The sequence below is a fragment of the Thermanaeromonas sp. C210 genome (assembly GCF_013167955.1).
Classification (GTDB): Bacteria; Bacillota; DSM-521; order Neomoorellales; family Neomoorellaceae; genus UBA12545.
This window is the reverse complement of record NZ_BLWF01000003.1, coordinates 115298-133090: the sequence shown is the minus strand read 5'-3', so window position 1 is coordinate 133090 and position 17793 is coordinate 115298. Positions and strand designations below refer to the sequence as shown.

Here is a 17793-nt window from a genome sequence, read left to right as displayed (position 1 = left end):
GCGACGAATACCTGCAGGACCCCCTATGGGACGAGCAGGTGCCACTGTACCGGGTCTTACGCCGGCGCCGCCCTCGACCACACTTTAAATTATTTATAATAAAACGGAACGCACCTTTAACTTTGTGTTTGAGGAGGGCCGGCAGTTGAATCCTTGGTGCGCTCCGCAGGGACTTTACGGCCGGATAACGCGGTGCGGTCCGCAAGTCACCGCAGGGGTGTTGCCTCCCCGGCCGAGGACCAGGCTGCCTCCAGCATCTTGCCCAAATTCAGATAATCCTTGTACAGGTTTTGATACGTGGCGGCCTTTTCCGGGTCGGGGGTATATGCCTGGCTAAAGCCGCGACCCATCTTTTTCTGGGCCTCCTCAACCTTCGGATATAGCCCGGCGGCCACGGCGCCGAACATGGCGGCCCCCAGGGCACAGGCCTGATCCGCGGCCGCTACCTTGATGGGCATGTCCAGGACATCCGCCAGAACCTGCATGACAAAGTCGTTTTTCCTGGCGATGCCGCCCAGGGCGATGACCTCTCTAATTTCCAGTCCTTCTTTCATAAGATGCTCGTTGATGGCCTTGGAGCCGAAGGCCGTGGCCTCCACCAGGGCCCGGAAGACCTTGGGGGCGGTGCTCCCCAGGGTCAGGCCTACAACGGCCCCCTTGAGGGTTTGATCCGCGTAGGGTGTCCGGCGCCCGTTGAGCCAGTCCAGGGCCAGCAGTCCCGTGGACCCGGCAGGAATCCAGGCCGCTTCTTCGGAAAGGCGCCGGAGGAGGTCATCTTCGAGCTCCCTGCGCAGCTTTTCTCCCGTTTCCCTGTTCACCAGGGAACTTTCCGGCAGCAGGGCCTTTAGAGGCCAGGAAAGGAGTTCCTTGAACCAGGCATAGACGTCGCCGTAAGCTGACTGGCCCGCCTCAAGACCGATAAGGCCCGGGATTACCGAACCGTCTACCTGGCCGCAGATGCCGCTGATTAATTTAGTGCCTATCTTTTCCTTGGGGACCACCATTATATCGCAGGTTGAGGTGCCCATTATTTTCACCAGGACACCGGGGGTAATTCCGCCGCCTACGGCGCCTACATGGGCATCCACGGCCCCGACGGCTACCGGAATGCCTGGGGGCAGGCCCAAGCGCTCCGCCCAGGCTGGAGTTAGCCTTCCGGCCGGCTTATCCGCCGTATACGTGGCCGTGTAGAGGCGGCCTGGGAGGCCCTGGAGGAGGGGGTCGATATGGACCAGGAATTCTTCGGGGGGTAGCCCTCCCCAATCCTCGTGCCACATGGCCTTATGACCGGCCGCGCAGCGGCTCCTCTTTATCCTCCTGGGATCTTCGGTGCCGGTCAAGAGGGCCGGGATCCAGTCGCACTGTTCCACCCAGGAAAAGGCCGCCGACCGCACATCCTCATCGTGACGCAACACGTGGAGGATCTTGGCCCAGAACCATTCCGAGGAATAGACGCCTCCTACATACTTGGTGAAATCCGTACCGCCCCAGTGGCGGGCCGCATGGTTGATCTCTCCGGCTTCCTCCACGGCGGTGTGGTCCTTCCACAGGATGAACATGGCATTGGGATTCTCGCTAAATTCAGGCAATAGGGCCAGGGGCCTCCCGTGGACGTCGACGGGAGCCGGGGTGGAACCGGTAGTGTCCACGCCGATACCCACCACCCTTGCAGCCGCCCCGGGCGGAAGTTTGGCCAGCGCCCCCCTGACCGCGGCCTCCATACCTTCAATATAGTCAAGGGGGTGCTGGCGGAACCGGTTCTCCGCCGGATCACAGTACATCCCTGCGGACCACCGCCGGTAATAGGCCACTTCACCGGCCAGTTCCTCTCCCGTGGCGGCATCGACTACCAGCGCCCGCACCGAATCGGTACCGAAGTCAAGACCCATCACCAAGCTGTGATCATGCTCGGCATTACGGCTCATTTAGCTCACCAGCCCAACAAATTTCGCGTATTTTTCGTCCCATTCCCCTTGGTCTTCGGGTTCATAGGTCTTCAGGGCAAAGGAACGGCGCACGATTTCCCGGCCTTCATCCAGGTTGCTGATTTCCCCCATGGCCATGGCCTGGACCAGGAGGTTACCGACGGCGGTAGCCTCCACCGGGCCGGCCACCACCGGCCGTCCCGTGGCGCCGGCGGTAAACCGGCAGAGGAGCTCGTTTTGTGTACCGCCGCCCACCATGTGAACGACCGCCAGTCTCTTCCCCAGGATGCCCTCCAGCCTTTCCAGTACCCAGCGGTACTTCAGGGCCAGGCTCTCCAGGGCGCATCTAACAATCTCTCCTTTGGTTTCCGGTACCGGCTGGCCCGTTTCCCGACAGTAAGCCTGAATGGCCTCCGGCATATTTTCCGGATTAAGGAAGGCAGGATGGTCCGGATCCACCACGGCCGGAATGGGTTGCGCCTCCCGGGCCATGGCCGCGAGTTCCCCGTAACTGAAATTTTCCCCCATGCGGGCCCAGGTACGGCGGCATTCCTGCACCATCCATAATCCGGTTACGTTTTTCAGGAGTCTGAAGGTACCCCCAACGCCACCCTCGTTGGTGAAGTTAAGTTTGAGGGTCTGGTCATTAATTACCGGTTCCCTTACCTCCGTCCCTACCAGCGACCAGGTACCGCAGCTGATGTACATGTAGTCCGGCCCTGTTGCCGGTACGGCGGCTACGGCGCTGGCGGTATCGTGACTTCCGGGAAGAATAACGGTTATCTCCCCCGCCCCCGTTTCCCTGGCCACTCCCGGCAGTACGGGTCCGAGGACCGTGCCCGCAGGCTTGACGTCCGGAAGCATATGCACCGGCAAATCGAACCTGGTAAGCAAATCGACAGCCCAGGTGCCGGTACGGGGGTTGTACATCTGGGTAGTGGTGGCGTTGGTGAATTCCCCGGCTTTTACCCCTGTGAAAAAGTAGTTAAAAAGGTCCGGGATCATCAACATGGTGCGGGTCTGTTTTAACAGGGCAGGCTGTTGCTGCCGCCAGGCCAGGAGTTGATAAAGGGAGTTGAAGGGCAAAAACTGGATTCCCGTCTGGGAGAAAATCTCTTCCTTGGGGACAAGCTTAAAGGCCTCCTCCATTACCCCTTCCGTACGGCGGTCACGGTAGTGGTAGGGATTGCTCAAGAGGATATCCCTTTCTCCCAGGAGGGCGAAGTCTACTCCCCAAGTGTCGACGGCCATGCCTTTTAAGTTCCTTCCGTAACGGGCTGCCGCCCGGCGCAGGCCTTCCTTCATTTCATGAAAGAGGCGTAAGACATCCCAGTGAAGGCCGTCCGGCACCCGTACAGGTTCATTGGGAAAACGATAAATTTCTTCCAACGTGAGGCGGCCGTCCTGCAGAGTGCCCACTATGGCCCTTCCGCTTTCGGCCCCCAGGTCAAAGGCAAGATAACCCATCCCCGTCCAGCTCCTTTGGCTTTTTAGTAAGTATTATCCCCCTTGCCGGGCTCCGCCGGCGTCCTTCCCGGTCAAGACCTTTACCGTTTCCCGGGCGATCATCACCTCTTCGTCGGTATGCACCACTAAGACCTTCACCCGGGACTCCGGGCTGGAGATTAGGCGGTCACCGCTCCCCTTTTCATTCCGTTCGGCATCCAGCTCAATACCCAGAAATTCCAGCCCCCTGCATATCTCCCGGCGCAGGCTACTGCTCCTCTCCCCCACACCACCGGAAAAGATCAGGACATCAATACCGCCCATGGCTGCCGCATAGGCGCCGATATATTTCTTAGCCCGGTAGGCCAAAACGTCGAGGGCTATCCGGGCCCTTTCGTGCCCCCGGCGGGCGGCTTCCTCCACCGCCCGGTAATCATTGCTGACGCCCGATATCCCCAGCCAGCCGCTCCTTTTATTGATTACCTCCTCCAGGGCCTCGGGTCCGAGGCCTTCCTGGCGCAGGAGATAAACGAGGACTCCGGGGTCCACATCGCCGCAGCGGGTTGACTGGAGTAGCCCTTCCGTCGGCGTAAAGCCCGTGGAGACGTCCACGGATTCGCCGCCAAGGCAGGCGTTGGCCGTCGTCCCGCTGCCGAGCATAAGGGAAACGATTTTTAATTCTTTGAGATCCCTTCCCAGCAGAGAAGCGGCGCGCTGGACCATGAAGGAGAAGGTTATACCGTGAAAGCCGTAACGGCGAATCCCATAGCGCTCGTAAAATTCATAGGGCAACCCGTAAAGGTATGCCCGGGGAGGCAAAGTAAGGTGAAAGGTATTGTCGCACACGGCCACCTGGGGTACTTCCGGGAGAAGCCTGGCTACGGCCTCGATGCCGGCAATATTGGCCGGGTTATGCAACGGCGCGAGGTGGCAGCAGGCTTTTAAAGTTGCCAGAACCTCATCATCAATCCGGGCCGGCCTCCGGAGGCTCGCGCCGCCGTGAACCACCCGGTGCCCTACGGCCTCTATGGGGTAAGGCCGCAGCAACTTGAGGATTTCCTCCAGGGCTTGGCCATAATCGCCCCGAGGTAAGGGTTTATGCAGTTCATCCTCCCCCGCCGTGCGGTCGAGGTGATGAAGGATAGTCTCCGGCCCCCCCACTCCTTCAACCCTGCCCTGAACCAGCACCCTCTCTTCCGGCATGGAAAAGAGTTTGTATTTTACCGAAGACCCACCGCAGTTTATGGCCAGTACTTGCATTCTTTTCCCCCTCTTATTGCCTATAACCCGCCTTGCCGGGAGATTCTTGCGGACCCGGTTTTACCGTGGGAAGCCTTTGACATCCCCCTCAACCTTATCCACAATACCTACTATGGTCATGTCCACCGGGGCATGGGGGACACCCAGCCCTAGCCTGGCGCCGCTGCCCGTAGTCACCAGGACCACTTCACCCTTGCCAGCGCCCACGGCGTCCACCGCCACGAGAGTCTGCCCCCGGCGACCCCCATCCAGGGGCCGGATGAGCAGGAGCTTAGTCCCGGTCAGGCTTTCGTGTTTGCGGGTGGCCACTACCGTACCGGTTACTTCGGCAATAAACATTTTCTCACCTTATTTCCACTTCGTCGTTACACCGGAGCCCGGCGGCATTGGCATCGTCGGTGTCGATGTGCATTACCAGTCTGAACTTAGGGCTAACCCGCACCTGGACGCCCCCGAAGATGGTAGGCCGTTCTGCATCAACGGTGCGTACCGTTACTTCGTCGTTGTCCTTCAGTCCCCACCTTGCGGCATCTACGGGGCTCATGTGGATGTGGCGGTTGGCGATAATGGCCCCTTCCGGGAGGGTAACCGACCCCTTGGGTCCCACCAGGGTAATGGGAGCGGAACCGGCCAGGTCTCCCGAACGACGCACCGGTGCCGCAATACCCAGGTAAATGGCATCGGTACGGGAGATCTCCACCTGAGTACGGTCGCGCACCGGCCCCAGAACCCTGACGTTGGTCAAGGGGCGCAGCTTCGGCCCAACCAAGGTTACCACTTCGTTGGCCGCAAATTCCCCCGGCTGATAAAGGTCGTTCCTCTTAGTAAGCTGGTAACCGGGGCCGAAAAGAATATCAATTTCCCTCTGGGCCAGGTGGACGTGGCGGGCGGATACGGCAACGGGAACGCGTTTAGCCATTGAGGCGGGGGCAGTACGGGCAAGGTTTCTGCCCCGGCGGGCTTCAAGTTCGGCCAGGACTTCTCGGGTTATCAACTCCACAAGGGCTGCATTGGACATTTGGCGATCACCCTGCTCTATGATGGTCAGAGTTCATATTTTTGTACTTTATTCCCGGGCAATGATTATTTCCGGTAGCCATCGTCCTTTACACCAGCTGTTCCCAGACCCCCGGGTGGGGACCGGGAATAACGACGGCATCTACCAGTTCTCCTTCCTCCTTTAAGGGTCGGGACGCTGCTTCTACGGCCGCCTGAACTGCAGCCACGCCGCCGCCGATGATTACCACTCCTTTCCCTCCGAGGCCGAAGGCCGGACGGATATCAAGCAGTTGAACCACGGCAGCTTTAGCAGCCGTATCTGCAGCCCTGATGGCCGCCGTAACGCTGAAGGTCTCGAGGACGCCCAGGGCACCTGCGGCTACGCCTGGCGCCGCCCCGGCCAGGGCGGTAAGGACATCCGGATGGAGGTTACCCAGGATTAAGCTGTCGACCACCGTTACCCCGCCTATCTTCACGCCATGCTCCACGGCACTGGCCACGGCACCGATTTCGCCGCTTATGACAATGAGGCTTTTACCGGGACACGTGGTACGTATCTTTACTTCTACCGGCGCCGCCTTAAGGCAACCGTCGGCGACCATTAAACCCCGGGCGATGCTTTTCACTTCGATGAGGCCGATGGCGACTCCCATCAGTCACCACCTCCCTCAATCACGATTTCACCCTCTACTGCCCTGACTATGCCTCCTATGCTGGCGTGTAAGTCGGCCCCCAGGGTGCCACCGTCGGTGCGGGCTACGAGATCGCCCCTTTGCACTCTGTCTCCCACCCCGACCAGGGGACGGGCGGCGGCGCCGGCTCCCTGTTTTAGCGCCAGGCGCACGCGGGTAACCGTAACTTCACCTTCCCGGAGGGTAGCCGGGCGGGCGGAGTATTCCTGTAACCCCAAGCGCTCGATAAGGCGCCTGGTGGGTACCTGCCGCCCTTCCCGCCAAGGCAAGGGCCCCGACCCGCCCCACCCGGTAGGCCGGAAGCCCTTCTGCCGCAATTCAGCCTTGATTCTCCTGTTCACCTGCCGCGGGGAAAGGTTAAAGGGGCACGCATAGAGGTCACAGAGGCCGCATTCACTACAAAGCAGGGCCTGGGGCAGCGTTACATCGGCCAGGCCATAGGTAACGGCGCGTATGATCCGGTGGGGTTCTAAGGGGTGCCCCAGAAGGTGGCGCGGGCAGAAGTCCGTACACTGGCGGCACTGGCAGCATACACTGAGGGCGAACTTTAAGTCGCGATTGAGATCCCTCTGGTAGACTGCGGCCAGGGGGTGATCTAGGGGAAGTACAATAATGCCTTTGGTGGTTTTGGACACCGGCGCGCTCGGGCTCGTGACCTTACCCATACACGGCCCGCCGTCCATAATTAGATACCGGTCGGCGGAAGGGCCGCCGGCCAGCTCCAGGAGATTCTCTACAGGTGTGCCCACCGGTACTTTCACGGTGGCGGGCCGGCGAACGGCGCCGGTGACGGTAACGTACTTGTGGGTTACGGGTATTCCCTTCAGGGCCTCGTGTATGTTGTACAGGGTTTCGACGTTTATAACTACTGCTCCCGCCTGTAACGGCAACCCTCCCGGCGGGATGGTTTGGCCGGTGACGCTATAGGTCAGTAAATGTTCGTCACCCATGGGGTAGACATCCGGAAGGATATGGAGCTTTAACCGCGGGTAATTCTTTATCTCTTCCTCCAGGGCGATGTGGGCTTCCCGGTATTTCTCTTTAAGGGCTACAACACCCCATTCGGCGCTGCTAGCCTCGACAATGGTTGCCAACGCGGCCAGGAGTTCCGCCGGATATCGGGTCATGAGCGCCTGGTCCACCCTGAGCAGGGGTTCGCACTCGGCCCCGTTGATTATCACGGTCCGGATGGGTCTTCCGGTCTTCAATTTAAAGGCCGTAGGGAAACCGCCTCCGCCAGCGCCGACAACCCCTGCGGCGGCTATTCGGTTGATAACAAAGTCCAAGTCAGTACCCCTTGCTTCCTTCAAGGCGGCCTTCACTCCGCTCCATTTGCTCCTTCTTAGTCTACCGTCCGCAGCGCCCCGGCAATGACTGTCCTCTGTTCCCGGGTGTAGGTACGGGGCGTACATATCCCTTCCCCGGTGGGGCTGGCAATGGTGTGGCTGAAATGCCCTTCACCGCCGATGTTTAACCCGGCCGCCGAGGACGCATTGACCACCACGATGTCGGTACGAAGCCTCCGGGCGTAGGCGGTGATCCGGCCGACATCCCGGCTGTGGATAATGGCCGTATGCTTAAAGCCGTGCTCGACCTGGGCCGCCAGTTCCAGGGCGGCATCAAAGTCCGGAACCCGCACCAGGGGCAGGACGGGCAACAGCTGTTCCTCCTGCACCAGGGGGTGCTCCGGTGGGCATTCCATTACGGCAATCCGGGTGCTTTCCGGGGCGCTGATACCGGCTCGCTTTAAAATAACCGTGGCGTCCCGACCGATGAGATCGGGGTGAAAGTGCCTGCCGTCAGGCAGGATGGTACGTAAAAGTTTTTCTTTCTGCTCTTCCTCCTCCACGAGATAGGCGCCGTGCTTCTGCAGGTGGAGGAGCAGTTTATCGGCTATTGCTTCGACGGCGATGATCACTTTCTCCGCTATGCAGAGAACCGTGTTATCAAAGGCCGCGCCTTCGACGATGCATCTGGCGGCGTAGTCCAGGTCGTCGACGGTTTCGTCCACTACCACCGGCGGATTGCCGGGGCCCGCGGCAATGGCCTTCTTGCCGCTCCGTAAGGCACGACCGACTACCTCCGGACCGCCGGTGGCCACGACCAAGTCCACGTCGGGGTGGCTCAAGACAAGATCCAGGTTCTCCAGGCTTACGCTGTCGCCAACCACTAATAAATCCTTAGGCCCGCTGGCTTCCTGGATGGCCGTATTGAAGAGGCGCACCAGGTACTGGGTGGTCCTTAAGCCCTTGGGATGGGGGAGAAAGATTATGCTGTTCCCGGCGGCGACCATGCTTATGGCGTGGTTGATGACGCAGGAGCCGGGGTGGGTGGCCGGTTCGATGGAGGCGATGAGACCAAAGGGCGCCCTTTCAATAAGGATAAGGCCGTTGTCACCGCTGATGGCTTCAGTCTTTAAGTCTTCAATGCCAGGGGTCAGCCGCGCTGCGTAAAGCTTCTTCCGGATTTTGTCTTCTACGCGGCCGTATCCGGTTTCTTCATGGGCCAGCTGGGCTATGGTTGCCACGTTGTCAATGGCCGCCCGGCGGATGGCCTCCACAATTTTCCCCCTGGCCTCCAGGCCCAACCTGACCAGTTCTCCCTGGGCCTCCTTGGCCGCGCGGATGGCTGCATTGAGATCGCTGTATACGCCCTGATCCCCGGAAGAGCGAATGGTTGGAGACCGGCCTCCTGCCGGCGCCGGCGGACCGCCCGCTGCCGCTCCCGCAGCTTCGGGCGGTTCACTGTAGGTCCCTTGCTGGAGGTTTTTTAAGACTTCGGCTACAATGGTGGCTATGGTTCTTTCGTCGACCATTTCCCTTCACCGCTTTAAGCCGGTAAAATCTTTTGCAGGTCGTTATGGGGACGCGGGATCACGTGCACGGCTACTATCTCGCCGAGTTTACCGGCAGCGGCGGCCCCGGCCTCCGTGGCGGCCTTAACGGCGCCCACGTCACCGCTGATCATCACGGTGACGAGGCCGGACCCTATCTTTTCCATGCCTATCAACTCCACACCAGCGGCCTTCAGCATGGCATCCGCCGCCCCTATAGCCGCAACCAAACCCTTAGTCTCGATGAGCCCTAAAGCTCCGCCCCCCACCCTAATCTACCCCCTTGGCCGAAGGGGACTTTTCCCCGGGCAGTATGCGCGCCACGTCGCTGTGGGGACGCGGGATGACGTGGACGGCGATGACTTCCCCCAGCCGCGCGGCAGCTGCGCCGCCAGCCTCGGTGGCAGCCTTGACCGCACCCACCTCACCGGACACCATAACGGTGACCAGGCCCGAACCGATCTTTTCCATGCCCACCAGCTCCACACCGGCGGCCTTAAGCATAGCATCGGCCGCCTCTATGGCCGCCACCAAACCCTTAGTTTCGATAAGGCCTAAAGCGCTCATAGACGGGTTTCCTCCTTGAGCCTCTTCATTATTCCCTTGGGTGTAATAGGCCGTATTCGGCCTAAAGGCCGCAATACCGTCCCAAATCGTCATGCGGCTTGGCAATGATCCGACTGGCAAAAACGGTGCTGACCTTGGCGGCCTGCTCCCTGGCAGCTTCAAGGGCCGTCTCCACGGCGCTGACCTCGCCGCTGATTGTTAGAACCACCAGCCCGCTGCCCTTGGTGGGTTCGTACCCGAGGATGGTTACGGCCGCCGTCTTCGCAGCGGTATCGGCAGCGGCCACCGCAGCCGCCAGGCCGCGAACCTCTATGATACCGAGTGCCTGATTCCGCATTTTTGCCGACTACCTTACCCTTCCTCTACTTTTGTCCTTTACTTTTGTCCTTCTCCCAAAGAGGCCAGGACCCGGCGGGTAACCGCCGCGATAATCTCCTGGAGTTCGGAGTCTTTAACCTCCAATTGCCGGTCCTGCCCCGCGGAAGCTACAGCACAGGCACCACACCCCGAACAGCCGGGATGGCGCCCGCTAACACCGAGCTTTTCCCTGATCTGGAGCAGCTTCTCGACTTCCTCACAGGGGAGTACGCGCTCCCCACCCAGCTGCCGTGCTGCCAGGCTTATCTTCGCGAAGTGCTCGATAGATTCCATTTTGTAAAAGGCGTTGTAGACGTCAGTACCCATGGTAAGGGCGCCGTGGTTTTCCAGCAGGACAGCATCGTACTTATCCAGGTACTCCCTGATCGCCTGGGGCAATTCTTCCGTCGATGGCGTGCCGTATCGGGCGATGGGAACTGCCCCCAGGGTTATGATGATTTCCGGAAGCACCGGCTTATCAAGGGGAATACCTGCCACGGCAAAGGCCGTGGCCACGGGAGGATGCGCGTGAACTACCGCCCGCACGTCGGGGCGGTGCCGGTATACCTCCAGATGCATTTTTATCTCTGAAGAGGGTTTGAGGTTGCCAGCGATTTTTCGCCCCTCCAGGTCGACCTTGACGATCATGTCGGGCGTCATAAATCCTTTGCTCACCCCCGTAGGGGTGGTCAAAACCTCATTATCTCCTATGCGTACGCTGATGTTGCCGTCGTTGGAGGCCACAAATCCTTTGGCGTAGATACGCCGGCCTACTTCACAAATATCCTGCCTGATTTGATACTCCGAAGCCACAACAAGGACTCCCCTCTTTATCCCGAACCCTTTCTAACCGGTTAAAATGTGCTGCCGGATAAAAGCCAGGGTATTTATGACATCGCCCTTGGCGATTAAGTCGTCGAGTTTGGAGACCCCCATCCGGTTCACCAGGCCGATAATACCCTGTAAGGTCGCAATGCTCTCCCGGCAAACCTTAACGGGATCCTCCCGGTAAGGAAAGACATCCAGGGAATACCAACCGTCATAGCCTACCTTTTGGAGCCAATAAACAAGCTCAATATATTCCATGAGGTGGACGGACCCGACCAGCAGGTCGTCGTCCCAGCTGCGGTAGTTGTCGTTAAAGTGGAAGTGAAACATCTTGCCGTGGGACGCAAGCAAGCACAGGGCTTCCGCCACATTTTCCCCAGCATTGAGGGAATGTCCCACGTCTATGGTGACGCCGATGTTGTCCCGTCCTACCTCCTGAACCAGTAAAAGGGCTTTAGCCGCACTGTTTATATAGGAGTGCGTCCGCGGTTCCTTGGGCTTATACTCCACACAAACCCGGACATCCCCCCGGTATCCGGCTATTTCCCCCAGGCTTTCTACCAACCATCCCCAGGCCTTTGGGTAATCCACCTGGAAGCAGTAATCAAACCCATCCTGCCCCAGCCAGATATTGATTTGACCGGCCCCCAGCCTGGCGGCAATATCCATAGCCCGCCGGGCCAGGTCGACAGCCTCCCTGCGAATGCCGTCGTCGGGTGCCGCAAGGCTGCCGTACTGCCACTTGCGCTGGCCGGTGTGGTCCACACCTATAATGGATGCCTGCAGGCCGTTCTCCTTCAGGGCTTCTTCAACTTCATCCAGGTTGCCATCCGTCACGTCGCCCGGATAGTTCAGCTCCACTCCGCTCAATCCGGGAATGCCCGCCGCCTCTTTGATCCGGTCCGCCACGGGTTTGCCGTCCCGGTAGCCCTTTAGCATGAAGCGGTCGCCGCATCCGTCAAAGGCCCACACGCCGGCGGAAAACCGAATAGGCATTTTTACCTCACCTGCTGGTTGAGATTTAAATCTGGGGAGAGGGCGGGAACGCCCCCTCCCCCGAAAGGCTAGAAGTTAAACTGGTCGACATTGTCCTTGGTGAAATCGGTCGGTGGTCCCATGATAACCGTCTTTCCATCGGGCTTAACTTCAATCTTGCCTACATTGGGCACTTCCTGGCCGTCCACCGGCTTCTTGCCTTCCAACATATCCTTAATCAGCGCAACCGTCAGGTAGCCCAGTTTGGCGGGATCCCACAAAGTAGCTACATCCAGGGAACCATCCTTTAAGTAGGCCTTAGAATCGTTGGGCAGGGCGGTTCCCACGACACTGATCTTACCCTGTAAGCCCTTCTCCTGAACTGCCTGGGCGGCACCAATAGGAGCCGGTGTGCTGATGCCGATTATACCCTTCAGGTTGGGATAGGCCTTAATTAACTCCAGAGCCTTCTGGTAGGCGACCTGCTGTTTTTCGTCGGAGGGAATTTTATCGGTGACCAGTTTCAGGTTGGGGTATTTAGTCTTGGCATACTCTAACCCGTAATTAATCCACGTATTTAGATTGGCCGCCGCAAGGCCGCCCGTTATAATGGCGTACTCGGCATCATCGGTCCCCATGCTCTGAACCAGGAGATCCCAAATATGCTCCCCGTACTCCTTATCGTCGATCTGGTGGATGGACAGGTCGACTACCGATTTGTCGGCCGGTGTATCCCAGTCCACCACTAAAATACCCTTTTCTTTAGCCTTCTTTAGAACCGGGGTTAAAGCCGCCGGGTCGTTGGGCGCCACGGCAATGGCGTCTACCCCTTGGTTGATCAAATCCTCAATCATTTTCACCTGCTCGGCCGCGTCCGCTTTGGTGGGACCGGTGTAGATCACTTCCACACCCAGGTCCTGGCCAGCCTTCTTGGCCCCTTCTTCGGAGGCGTTAAAGTAGGGGATACCCACCAGTTTGGGCATAACGACTATCCGGTATTTTCCATCTCCCGAGGCACCTTGCTGGTCCCCCTGCTGCTGGGACTGGGCACCCGAGCCGCCGCTACCGCAGCCCGCCAAAAGGGAGACTATCAACAGGGCGGATACCAGAACCATCAAAATTCGCTTCATCTCCACCAACCTCCTTTTTGCCTGGCAAAGATAATTAAGGAAACTTGAGCAAATCCCTTCCAACACTTCGTCTCTGCCACATCACCTCCTCCAAGGCGCTGGGGACTCCCCTCCATTTTTAGACGGTGGTGCTCACTTTCCCGGCGTCCTTTCTTACCCCCCTTCCCTGTTTGCTCTTGCCGATGAAGTAATTTAACAACAGTACACCGATTAACAGCGCACCCATGGTAACGTCAACTATAAATCTGTTTATCCCAATCAGGTTTAAGCCGCTCGACAGGACCTGAACGATGCCCACGGCTATTACCGTTCCGATTACCTTTCCGTAACCACCCGCAATATCCGTACCGCCTAACACTACAATGGCCACGCTCTGTAGCAAGTAGGAGGAACCGTAATCAACCTTGGCCGAATTGTAGCGGGAAATCATAATAATCGCCGCGGTGGCGGCCAGCAGGGCAGCATACAGGTAAACTAACATTACTGTTTTTCTCGTATTGACCCCCGAGAAGTAAGTGGCCACGGGGTTGCAGCCGAACATGTAAACGCTTCTGCCCCATGCCGTGCGCTCCAAAAGGATGCCCGTGAGTACGGCAAAAATGATGAATATCAAAATGGGAACCGGGATGAATCCCACATAGCCGTTGCCAATCCACTGAAATCCTTCGGGGAACCCCGATACGGCGCCGCCCTTGGTCAGCCACAGGCTCACGCCTTCAAAAAGGGTCATGGTTCCGAGGGTAACAAGGATAGGCGATACTCCTACATAAGACACTAGAAAGCCGTTTAAAGAGCCGCACAAGGCGGCCGTAACCAGGACGGCCAGGAGGGCCTTGATGATCAGAAACCCTACGGCCGCACCCTCCAATTCGCCGCCGTAGCCGGCCGACAGCACCAGGGCCCCGGCTATACCGGATAGGGCCGCCGTATAGGTAATCGAAAGATCGATTCCACCCGTTAGGATAACAACCATCATCCCGAGGGATATTAAGCCCAATTCAGGGAGCTGGGTGGCCATAGATTGGAGGTTCCCGGAGCTCAAGAACTTGTCCGGAGAAATCACCGACATTAAGGCGAAGAGGCCTACAAAGACGTATAAGAGTATCATTTCTTTACTCGTTTTGGACAAAGCTTCCACCCTCTTTAATTTTCAACATCTATCTTGGGCAAACTCTTCTCTGTTCGTTTCCTCTGAATCACGTCGAAGCTAACGGCCAGAATAATAATCAGGCCTACGATTATCTTCTGCCAGAAAGTCGGGATGTGGGTGAGAATCAAACCGTTGTTAAGGACTGCCATGAACAGCACGCCTAAGACCGTGCCGATTATAGAACCTGTACCCCCCGTCAGGCTGGCCCCACCCAGAACTACGGCGGCAATCACTTGAAGCTCAAAGCCTAAGAAGGCATTGGGGTCTACCTGGCGCATGATGGAGGTGTGGGTGATAGCCGCCACTCCGGCGAGGAAACCCATGTAAGCATACACGAATATTAAAGTGCGGCCTATATTTATGCCGACTCGCCGGGCCGAAACAGGATTGCCTCCTACGGCATACACCGCCCTGCCCATGAGGGTGTATTTCAGTAGCGCCCAGGTCAAGAGGACCATGGCCAGAAAGATGAGGATTTGAATCGGTATCCCCACCGTATTCCCGCCGGCATCGGTGAATTTAAAAAGGGTGAGCTTCCCAAAATCTATGAACCATGAGGGCAAATCGCTAATCCAGGAGCCATTGGTGTAGTAGAGCATCAGGCCGTTTATAATGCTCATAGTGCCCAAGGTGACTACAATAGGCGGTATATTAGCCAGGGCGATTAGGATACCATTGACAAGCCCCAGGAGGACACCGCTGCCAATGGCCAGGAGAAAAACCAGGGGAAGGTTTCCTCCCACGTTCACCATGAATTCCCCTATGATCACCGTGAGGACTGCCACTACCGCACCTACGGATACGTCTATGCCTCCCGTTATGATTACCAAGGTCATGCCCAGGGCCATAATCCCCAGGACAGCATTATTTTTAAGTAAATCGATTAGGTTATCAGGTCTTAGAAAGACGGTGCTCCGGGCGCTGATTAACGCCGACAAAACGATTAATATTATAAATATCCATAGCTCCTTAGATTTGGTCAATTGTCTCATCATTTCAACCCCTATCCTTCTACCAACCCTTAGGCCGTGGCCCTGCCGGGAGCCCCCATGAAGGCTCTGTTCATAATTTTCTCCTGGGTTGCTTCTTCCGCCGTGAACTCGCCCACCAGGCGTCCCCGCCGCATCACCAAAATCCGGTCGCTAACGGCCAGAATTTCCGGGAGCTCCGAGGAGATCATGATAATACCCATGCCTTCCCGGGCCAGCCCTTTAAGGAGTTTGTGAATCTCGGCCTTAGCCCCGACGTCTATGCCGTTGGTAGGTTCGTCAATGATCAGTACTTTGGGTCGAGTGGCCAGCCATTTGGCTAGCACCACCTTCTGCTGGTTGCCCCCCGAAAGCTGCATGGCCAGCATGTGGGGCAGACGCGGCCTTATGTCCAGGGCTTCCATATATTCCTCTACCACATGCCGTTCACGCTCGGTATTCAGCAGGCCAAACTTAGTACGCAGTTTCTTAAGCATAGTGAGGGATATATTCTGGGCCACCGGTTGCCTCAAAATCAAGCCCTCACGCTGCCTGCCTTCGGGTATATAAGCGATGCCCAGGCCCATTGCTTCTTCCGGAGAGCGTATATTTACTTTAACGCCCTCCAGGATAATTTCACCGCTTTCCGGTACATTGAGACCGAATAACGCCTGGGCCACCTCCGTCCGGCCGGCACCCACCAAGCCGGTAAGGCCCAGGATCTCGCCCCGGTGCAGGGTAAAGGAAATGTCTTTAAAGTGGCCCTTCTTAGTTATAGATTTAACCTCCAGCAAGACCGGCCCGCGGGAGGAGCCGGACTGCTTGACGAATTCTACCTTCCGCCCTACCATTAAAGAAATCAGCTTCTCCTCGTCTAATTCTTCCTTCGGGTACGTACCGATGTACTTCCCATCCCGTAAAACTGTAAACCGTTCGGCAATGGTGAATAACTCCTGGAGCCTGTGGCTGACGAAAAGGATGGCAATTCCCTTCTCCGTCAGGGCATGGATGATCTTAAAAAGGTTCTCGACTTCACCCCGGGATAGAGAGGAAGTCGGTTCATCCATAATTATCAGCCTAGCCTTAAAGGCAAGGGCGCGGGCAATGGCCACCAGCTGTTGTTTGGCCACCGGCAATCTTTCCAGGGGCATATGAAGATCTAACTCAATCCCTAATTCTTTCAGGGTCTTCCTGGCCGTGTCTCTGATCTCATTCCAGTTGACCAGACGTCGGCCCTGGCTAATTTCCTTGCCAAAGCTTATGTTTTCCGCTACCGTAAGGTTAGGAAAAAGACTGAAATCCTGATAAATCACAGCAATACCTTGTTGATTAGCATCAATGGGTTGGCGGATATTGACGGGATGGCCGTCGATCAAAATTTCCGCTCCCGGGTCGGGTTTTTCGACCCCGGACAAAATCTTAATTAACGTGGATTTGCCAGCTCCGTTTTCACCCACTAGGGCATGGACTTCGCCGGGCAAAATCTCGAGTTGGACCTTGTCCAATGCACGAACGCCCGGGAAGGTTTTACTTATGTTTTTCATTTGCAAAAAGGGCTTTCCACTCATATGGCCTTTCGTCCTTCCTTACCATCCGAATCCTTATGCCAAGCAGCCTCCGGGAGCCGCCTTGGCTCCCTCCGCTACCACTATTTCTATCCCGGCGCGGCGGAATTTTGCCAGCTCTTCCTCAGGCGTAGCCGCATCGGTAATCAACTTATCTACTGCCCTGACCGGCGCCACTGTCGCCAGCGCGGCCGTACCGAATTTATCGTGATCCACCAATAAAATTACCTCTTTGGCACCCTCAACCATTTGGGCCTTTACCCTGGCCTGCGCCTCAGTAGATTCGGTAATGCCTTCCTCGAGGGTAACACCCTTGCAGGAAATAAAGGCCTTGTTAATGTTGTAGCTCGCCAAGGCTTTCTCTACCAGAGGGCCCACAAAGGAAAAGGTACGGGAATGCAACGTACCTCCTGTACATATAACAGTAATATCGGGATTGCCCACCAAGGCCATGACTACCTTCAGGGCGTGGGTGATTACCACCAAATCCTTCTTGTCTTTAATAAAATTGACGAATTGAAGGGCGGTGGTGCTGGCATCAACAACGATAACATCTCCGGGCCGGACCAACTCGGCTGCCTTCCTACCGATTAACTGCTTTTCGTAACGGTTGCGCATATTGCGAATGTGGAAGGCCGTTTCTTCCTGGGTGGACGCTATCTTTATGGCGCCTCCGTGGGTGCGCTGTAAGTAGCCCTCCTTTTCCAAGCGCTCTAAATCGCGGCGGATAGTTTCTTCCGTAACTTCAAAGGCACTGCTTAGTTCGCTAACCCTGACAATTCCCTGGTCATCCAAACGCCTGATGATTTCTCTCCGCCGGTCTTCGGCCCGCACAACACCTATCCCTCCTTGCCCGCAACGTCCCTCCGTTGTAATATAATGATTCGCCAAATCAAAGCAGATTCCTTCTGGTTTAACAAAATTTCTGCCTGATTATTTGGTATTCCAAACGTTTTATCTTGGCTTTTTCCAACACCTTTTGGGAGGAACCGACAAAGTTCTCATGGCGGCAGGAGGCCTGATTTGGAGCCAAATGCGCAATTTCACAGGGGGTCCGCTAAAGGCTATGGTGGCGTCCAGAGCCCTTCTTGCGGCCCT

The 17793-nt window shown here is 57.2% G+C and carries 18 protein-coding genes; all 18 read right to left on the bottom strand.

What is annotated here, in order from left to right; genetic code table 11:
- Positions 1 to 206 precede the first annotated feature (206 nt).
- The 18 genes from TAMC210_RS08090 to TAMC210_RS08005 all read right to left on the bottom strand — a co-directional run bounded on the left by TAMC210_RS08090 (position 207) and on the right by TAMC210_RS08005 (position 17529).
- Positions 207 to 1925, bottom strand: coding sequence for a ribulokinase (locus TAMC210_RS08090; RefSeq protein WP_173298308.1), 1719 nt, complete (start codon positions 1923 to 1925; stop codon positions 207 to 209).
- Positions 1926 to 3392 carry a rhamnulokinase gene (locus TAMC210_RS08085; RefSeq protein WP_173298307.1) on the bottom strand — a complete coding sequence of 489 codons (1467 nt, stop codon included), beginning with the start codon at positions 3390 to 3392 and terminating at the stop codon, positions 1926 to 1928.
- Positions 3393 to 3425: 33 nt separating this feature from the next.
- Entirely contained in the window at positions 3426 to 4631 is a 1206-nt protein-coding gene (locus TAMC210_RS08080; RefSeq protein ID WP_173298306.1) for an acetate/propionate family kinase, read from the bottom strand.
- A gap of 60 nt (positions 4632 to 4691) precedes the next feature.
- Positions 4692 to 4970 (bottom strand): EutN/CcmL family microcompartment protein, encoded by a 279-nt coding sequence (locus TAMC210_RS08075; protein ID WP_173298305.1) that lies wholly within the window; start codon positions 4968 to 4970, stop codon positions 4692 to 4694.
- Positions 4971 to 4974: 4 nt separating this feature from the next.
- A complete protein-coding gene (gene pduL, locus TAMC210_RS08070) occupies positions 4975 to 5649 on the bottom strand; it encodes a phosphate propanoyltransferase (RefSeq protein WP_173298304.1) in 675 nt (224 codons plus the stop codon).
- A gap of 88 nt (positions 5650 to 5737) precedes the next feature.
- The gene (locus tag TAMC210_RS08065) at positions 5738 to 6283 is read right to left on the bottom strand and encodes a BMC domain-containing protein (protein WP_173298303.1); all 546 of its coding nucleotides are present in this window, start codon (positions 6281 to 6283) and stop codon (positions 5738 to 5740) included.
- The gene (locus TAMC210_RS08060) at positions 6283 to 7644 is read right to left on the bottom strand and encodes a 4Fe-4S dicluster domain-containing protein (RefSeq protein ID WP_254388595.1); all 1362 of its coding nucleotides are present in this window, start codon (positions 7642 to 7644) and stop codon (positions 6283 to 6285) included. Before TAMC210_RS08060 ends, TAMC210_RS08065 begins: the two co-directional genes overlap by 1 nt.
- Positions 7645 to 7664: 20 nt before the next feature.
- Positions 7665 to 9137, bottom strand: a complete 1473-nt coding sequence (locus TAMC210_RS08055) for an aldehyde dehydrogenase (protein WP_173298301.1) — start codon at positions 9135 to 9137, stop codon at positions 7665 to 7667.
- A gap of 14 nt (positions 9138 to 9151) precedes the next feature.
- Entirely contained in the window at positions 9152 to 9424 is a 273-nt protein-coding gene (locus TAMC210_RS08050) for a BMC domain-containing protein (protein WP_173298300.1), read from the bottom strand.
- 1 nt (position 9425) lies between these two features.
- Positions 9426 to 9722: a BMC domain-containing protein gene (locus TAMC210_RS08045; RefSeq protein WP_173298299.1), complete on the bottom strand. Its 297-nt coding sequence runs from the start codon at positions 9720 to 9722 to the stop codon at positions 9426 to 9428.
- Positions 9723 to 9783: 61 nt separating this feature from the next.
- Positions 9784 to 10059 (bottom strand): BMC domain-containing protein, encoded by a 276-nt coding sequence (locus TAMC210_RS08040; RefSeq protein WP_173298298.1) that lies wholly within the window; start codon positions 10057 to 10059, stop codon positions 9784 to 9786.
- Positions 10060 to 10097: 38 nt separating this feature from the next.
- A complete protein-coding gene (locus tag TAMC210_RS08035) occupies positions 10098 to 10892 on the bottom strand; it encodes a class II aldolase/adducin family protein (protein WP_173298297.1) in 795 nt (264 codons plus the stop codon).
- A gap of 33 nt (positions 10893 to 10925) precedes the next feature.
- On the bottom strand, positions 10926 to 11903 hold the full coding sequence (locus TAMC210_RS08030) for a sugar phosphate isomerase/epimerase family protein (RefSeq protein WP_173298296.1): 978 nt from the start codon (positions 11901 to 11903) through the stop codon (positions 10926 to 10928).
- A 68-nt stretch (positions 11904 to 11971) separates the two neighbouring features.
- Positions 11972 to 13012: an autoinducer 2 ABC transporter substrate-binding protein gene (locus TAMC210_RS08025; RefSeq protein ID WP_173298295.1), complete on the bottom strand. Its 1041-nt coding sequence runs from the start codon at positions 13010 to 13012 to the stop codon at positions 11972 to 11974.
- Between the two features lie 118 nt (positions 13013 to 13130).
- Positions 13131 to 14141: an ABC transporter permease gene (locus TAMC210_RS08020; RefSeq protein WP_173298294.1), complete on the bottom strand. Its 1011-nt coding sequence runs from the start codon at positions 14139 to 14141 to the stop codon at positions 13131 to 13133.
- Positions 14142 to 14155: 14 nt separating this feature from the next.
- Positions 14156 to 15157, bottom strand: coding sequence for an ABC transporter permease (locus TAMC210_RS08015; protein ID WP_173298293.1), 1002 nt, complete (start codon positions 15155 to 15157; stop codon positions 14156 to 14158).
- 26 nt (positions 15158 to 15183) lie between these two features.
- Complete coding sequence (locus TAMC210_RS08010; protein WP_217267329.1) at positions 15184 to 16635, bottom strand: sugar ABC transporter ATP-binding protein; 1452 nt, start codon at positions 16633 to 16635, stop codon at positions 15184 to 15186.
- Between the two features lie 96 nt (positions 16636 to 16731).
- A complete protein-coding gene (locus TAMC210_RS08005) occupies positions 16732 to 17529 on the bottom strand; it encodes a DeoR/GlpR family DNA-binding transcription regulator (RefSeq protein WP_173298291.1) in 798 nt (265 codons plus the stop codon).
- Positions 17530 to 17793 lie beyond the last annotated feature (264 nt).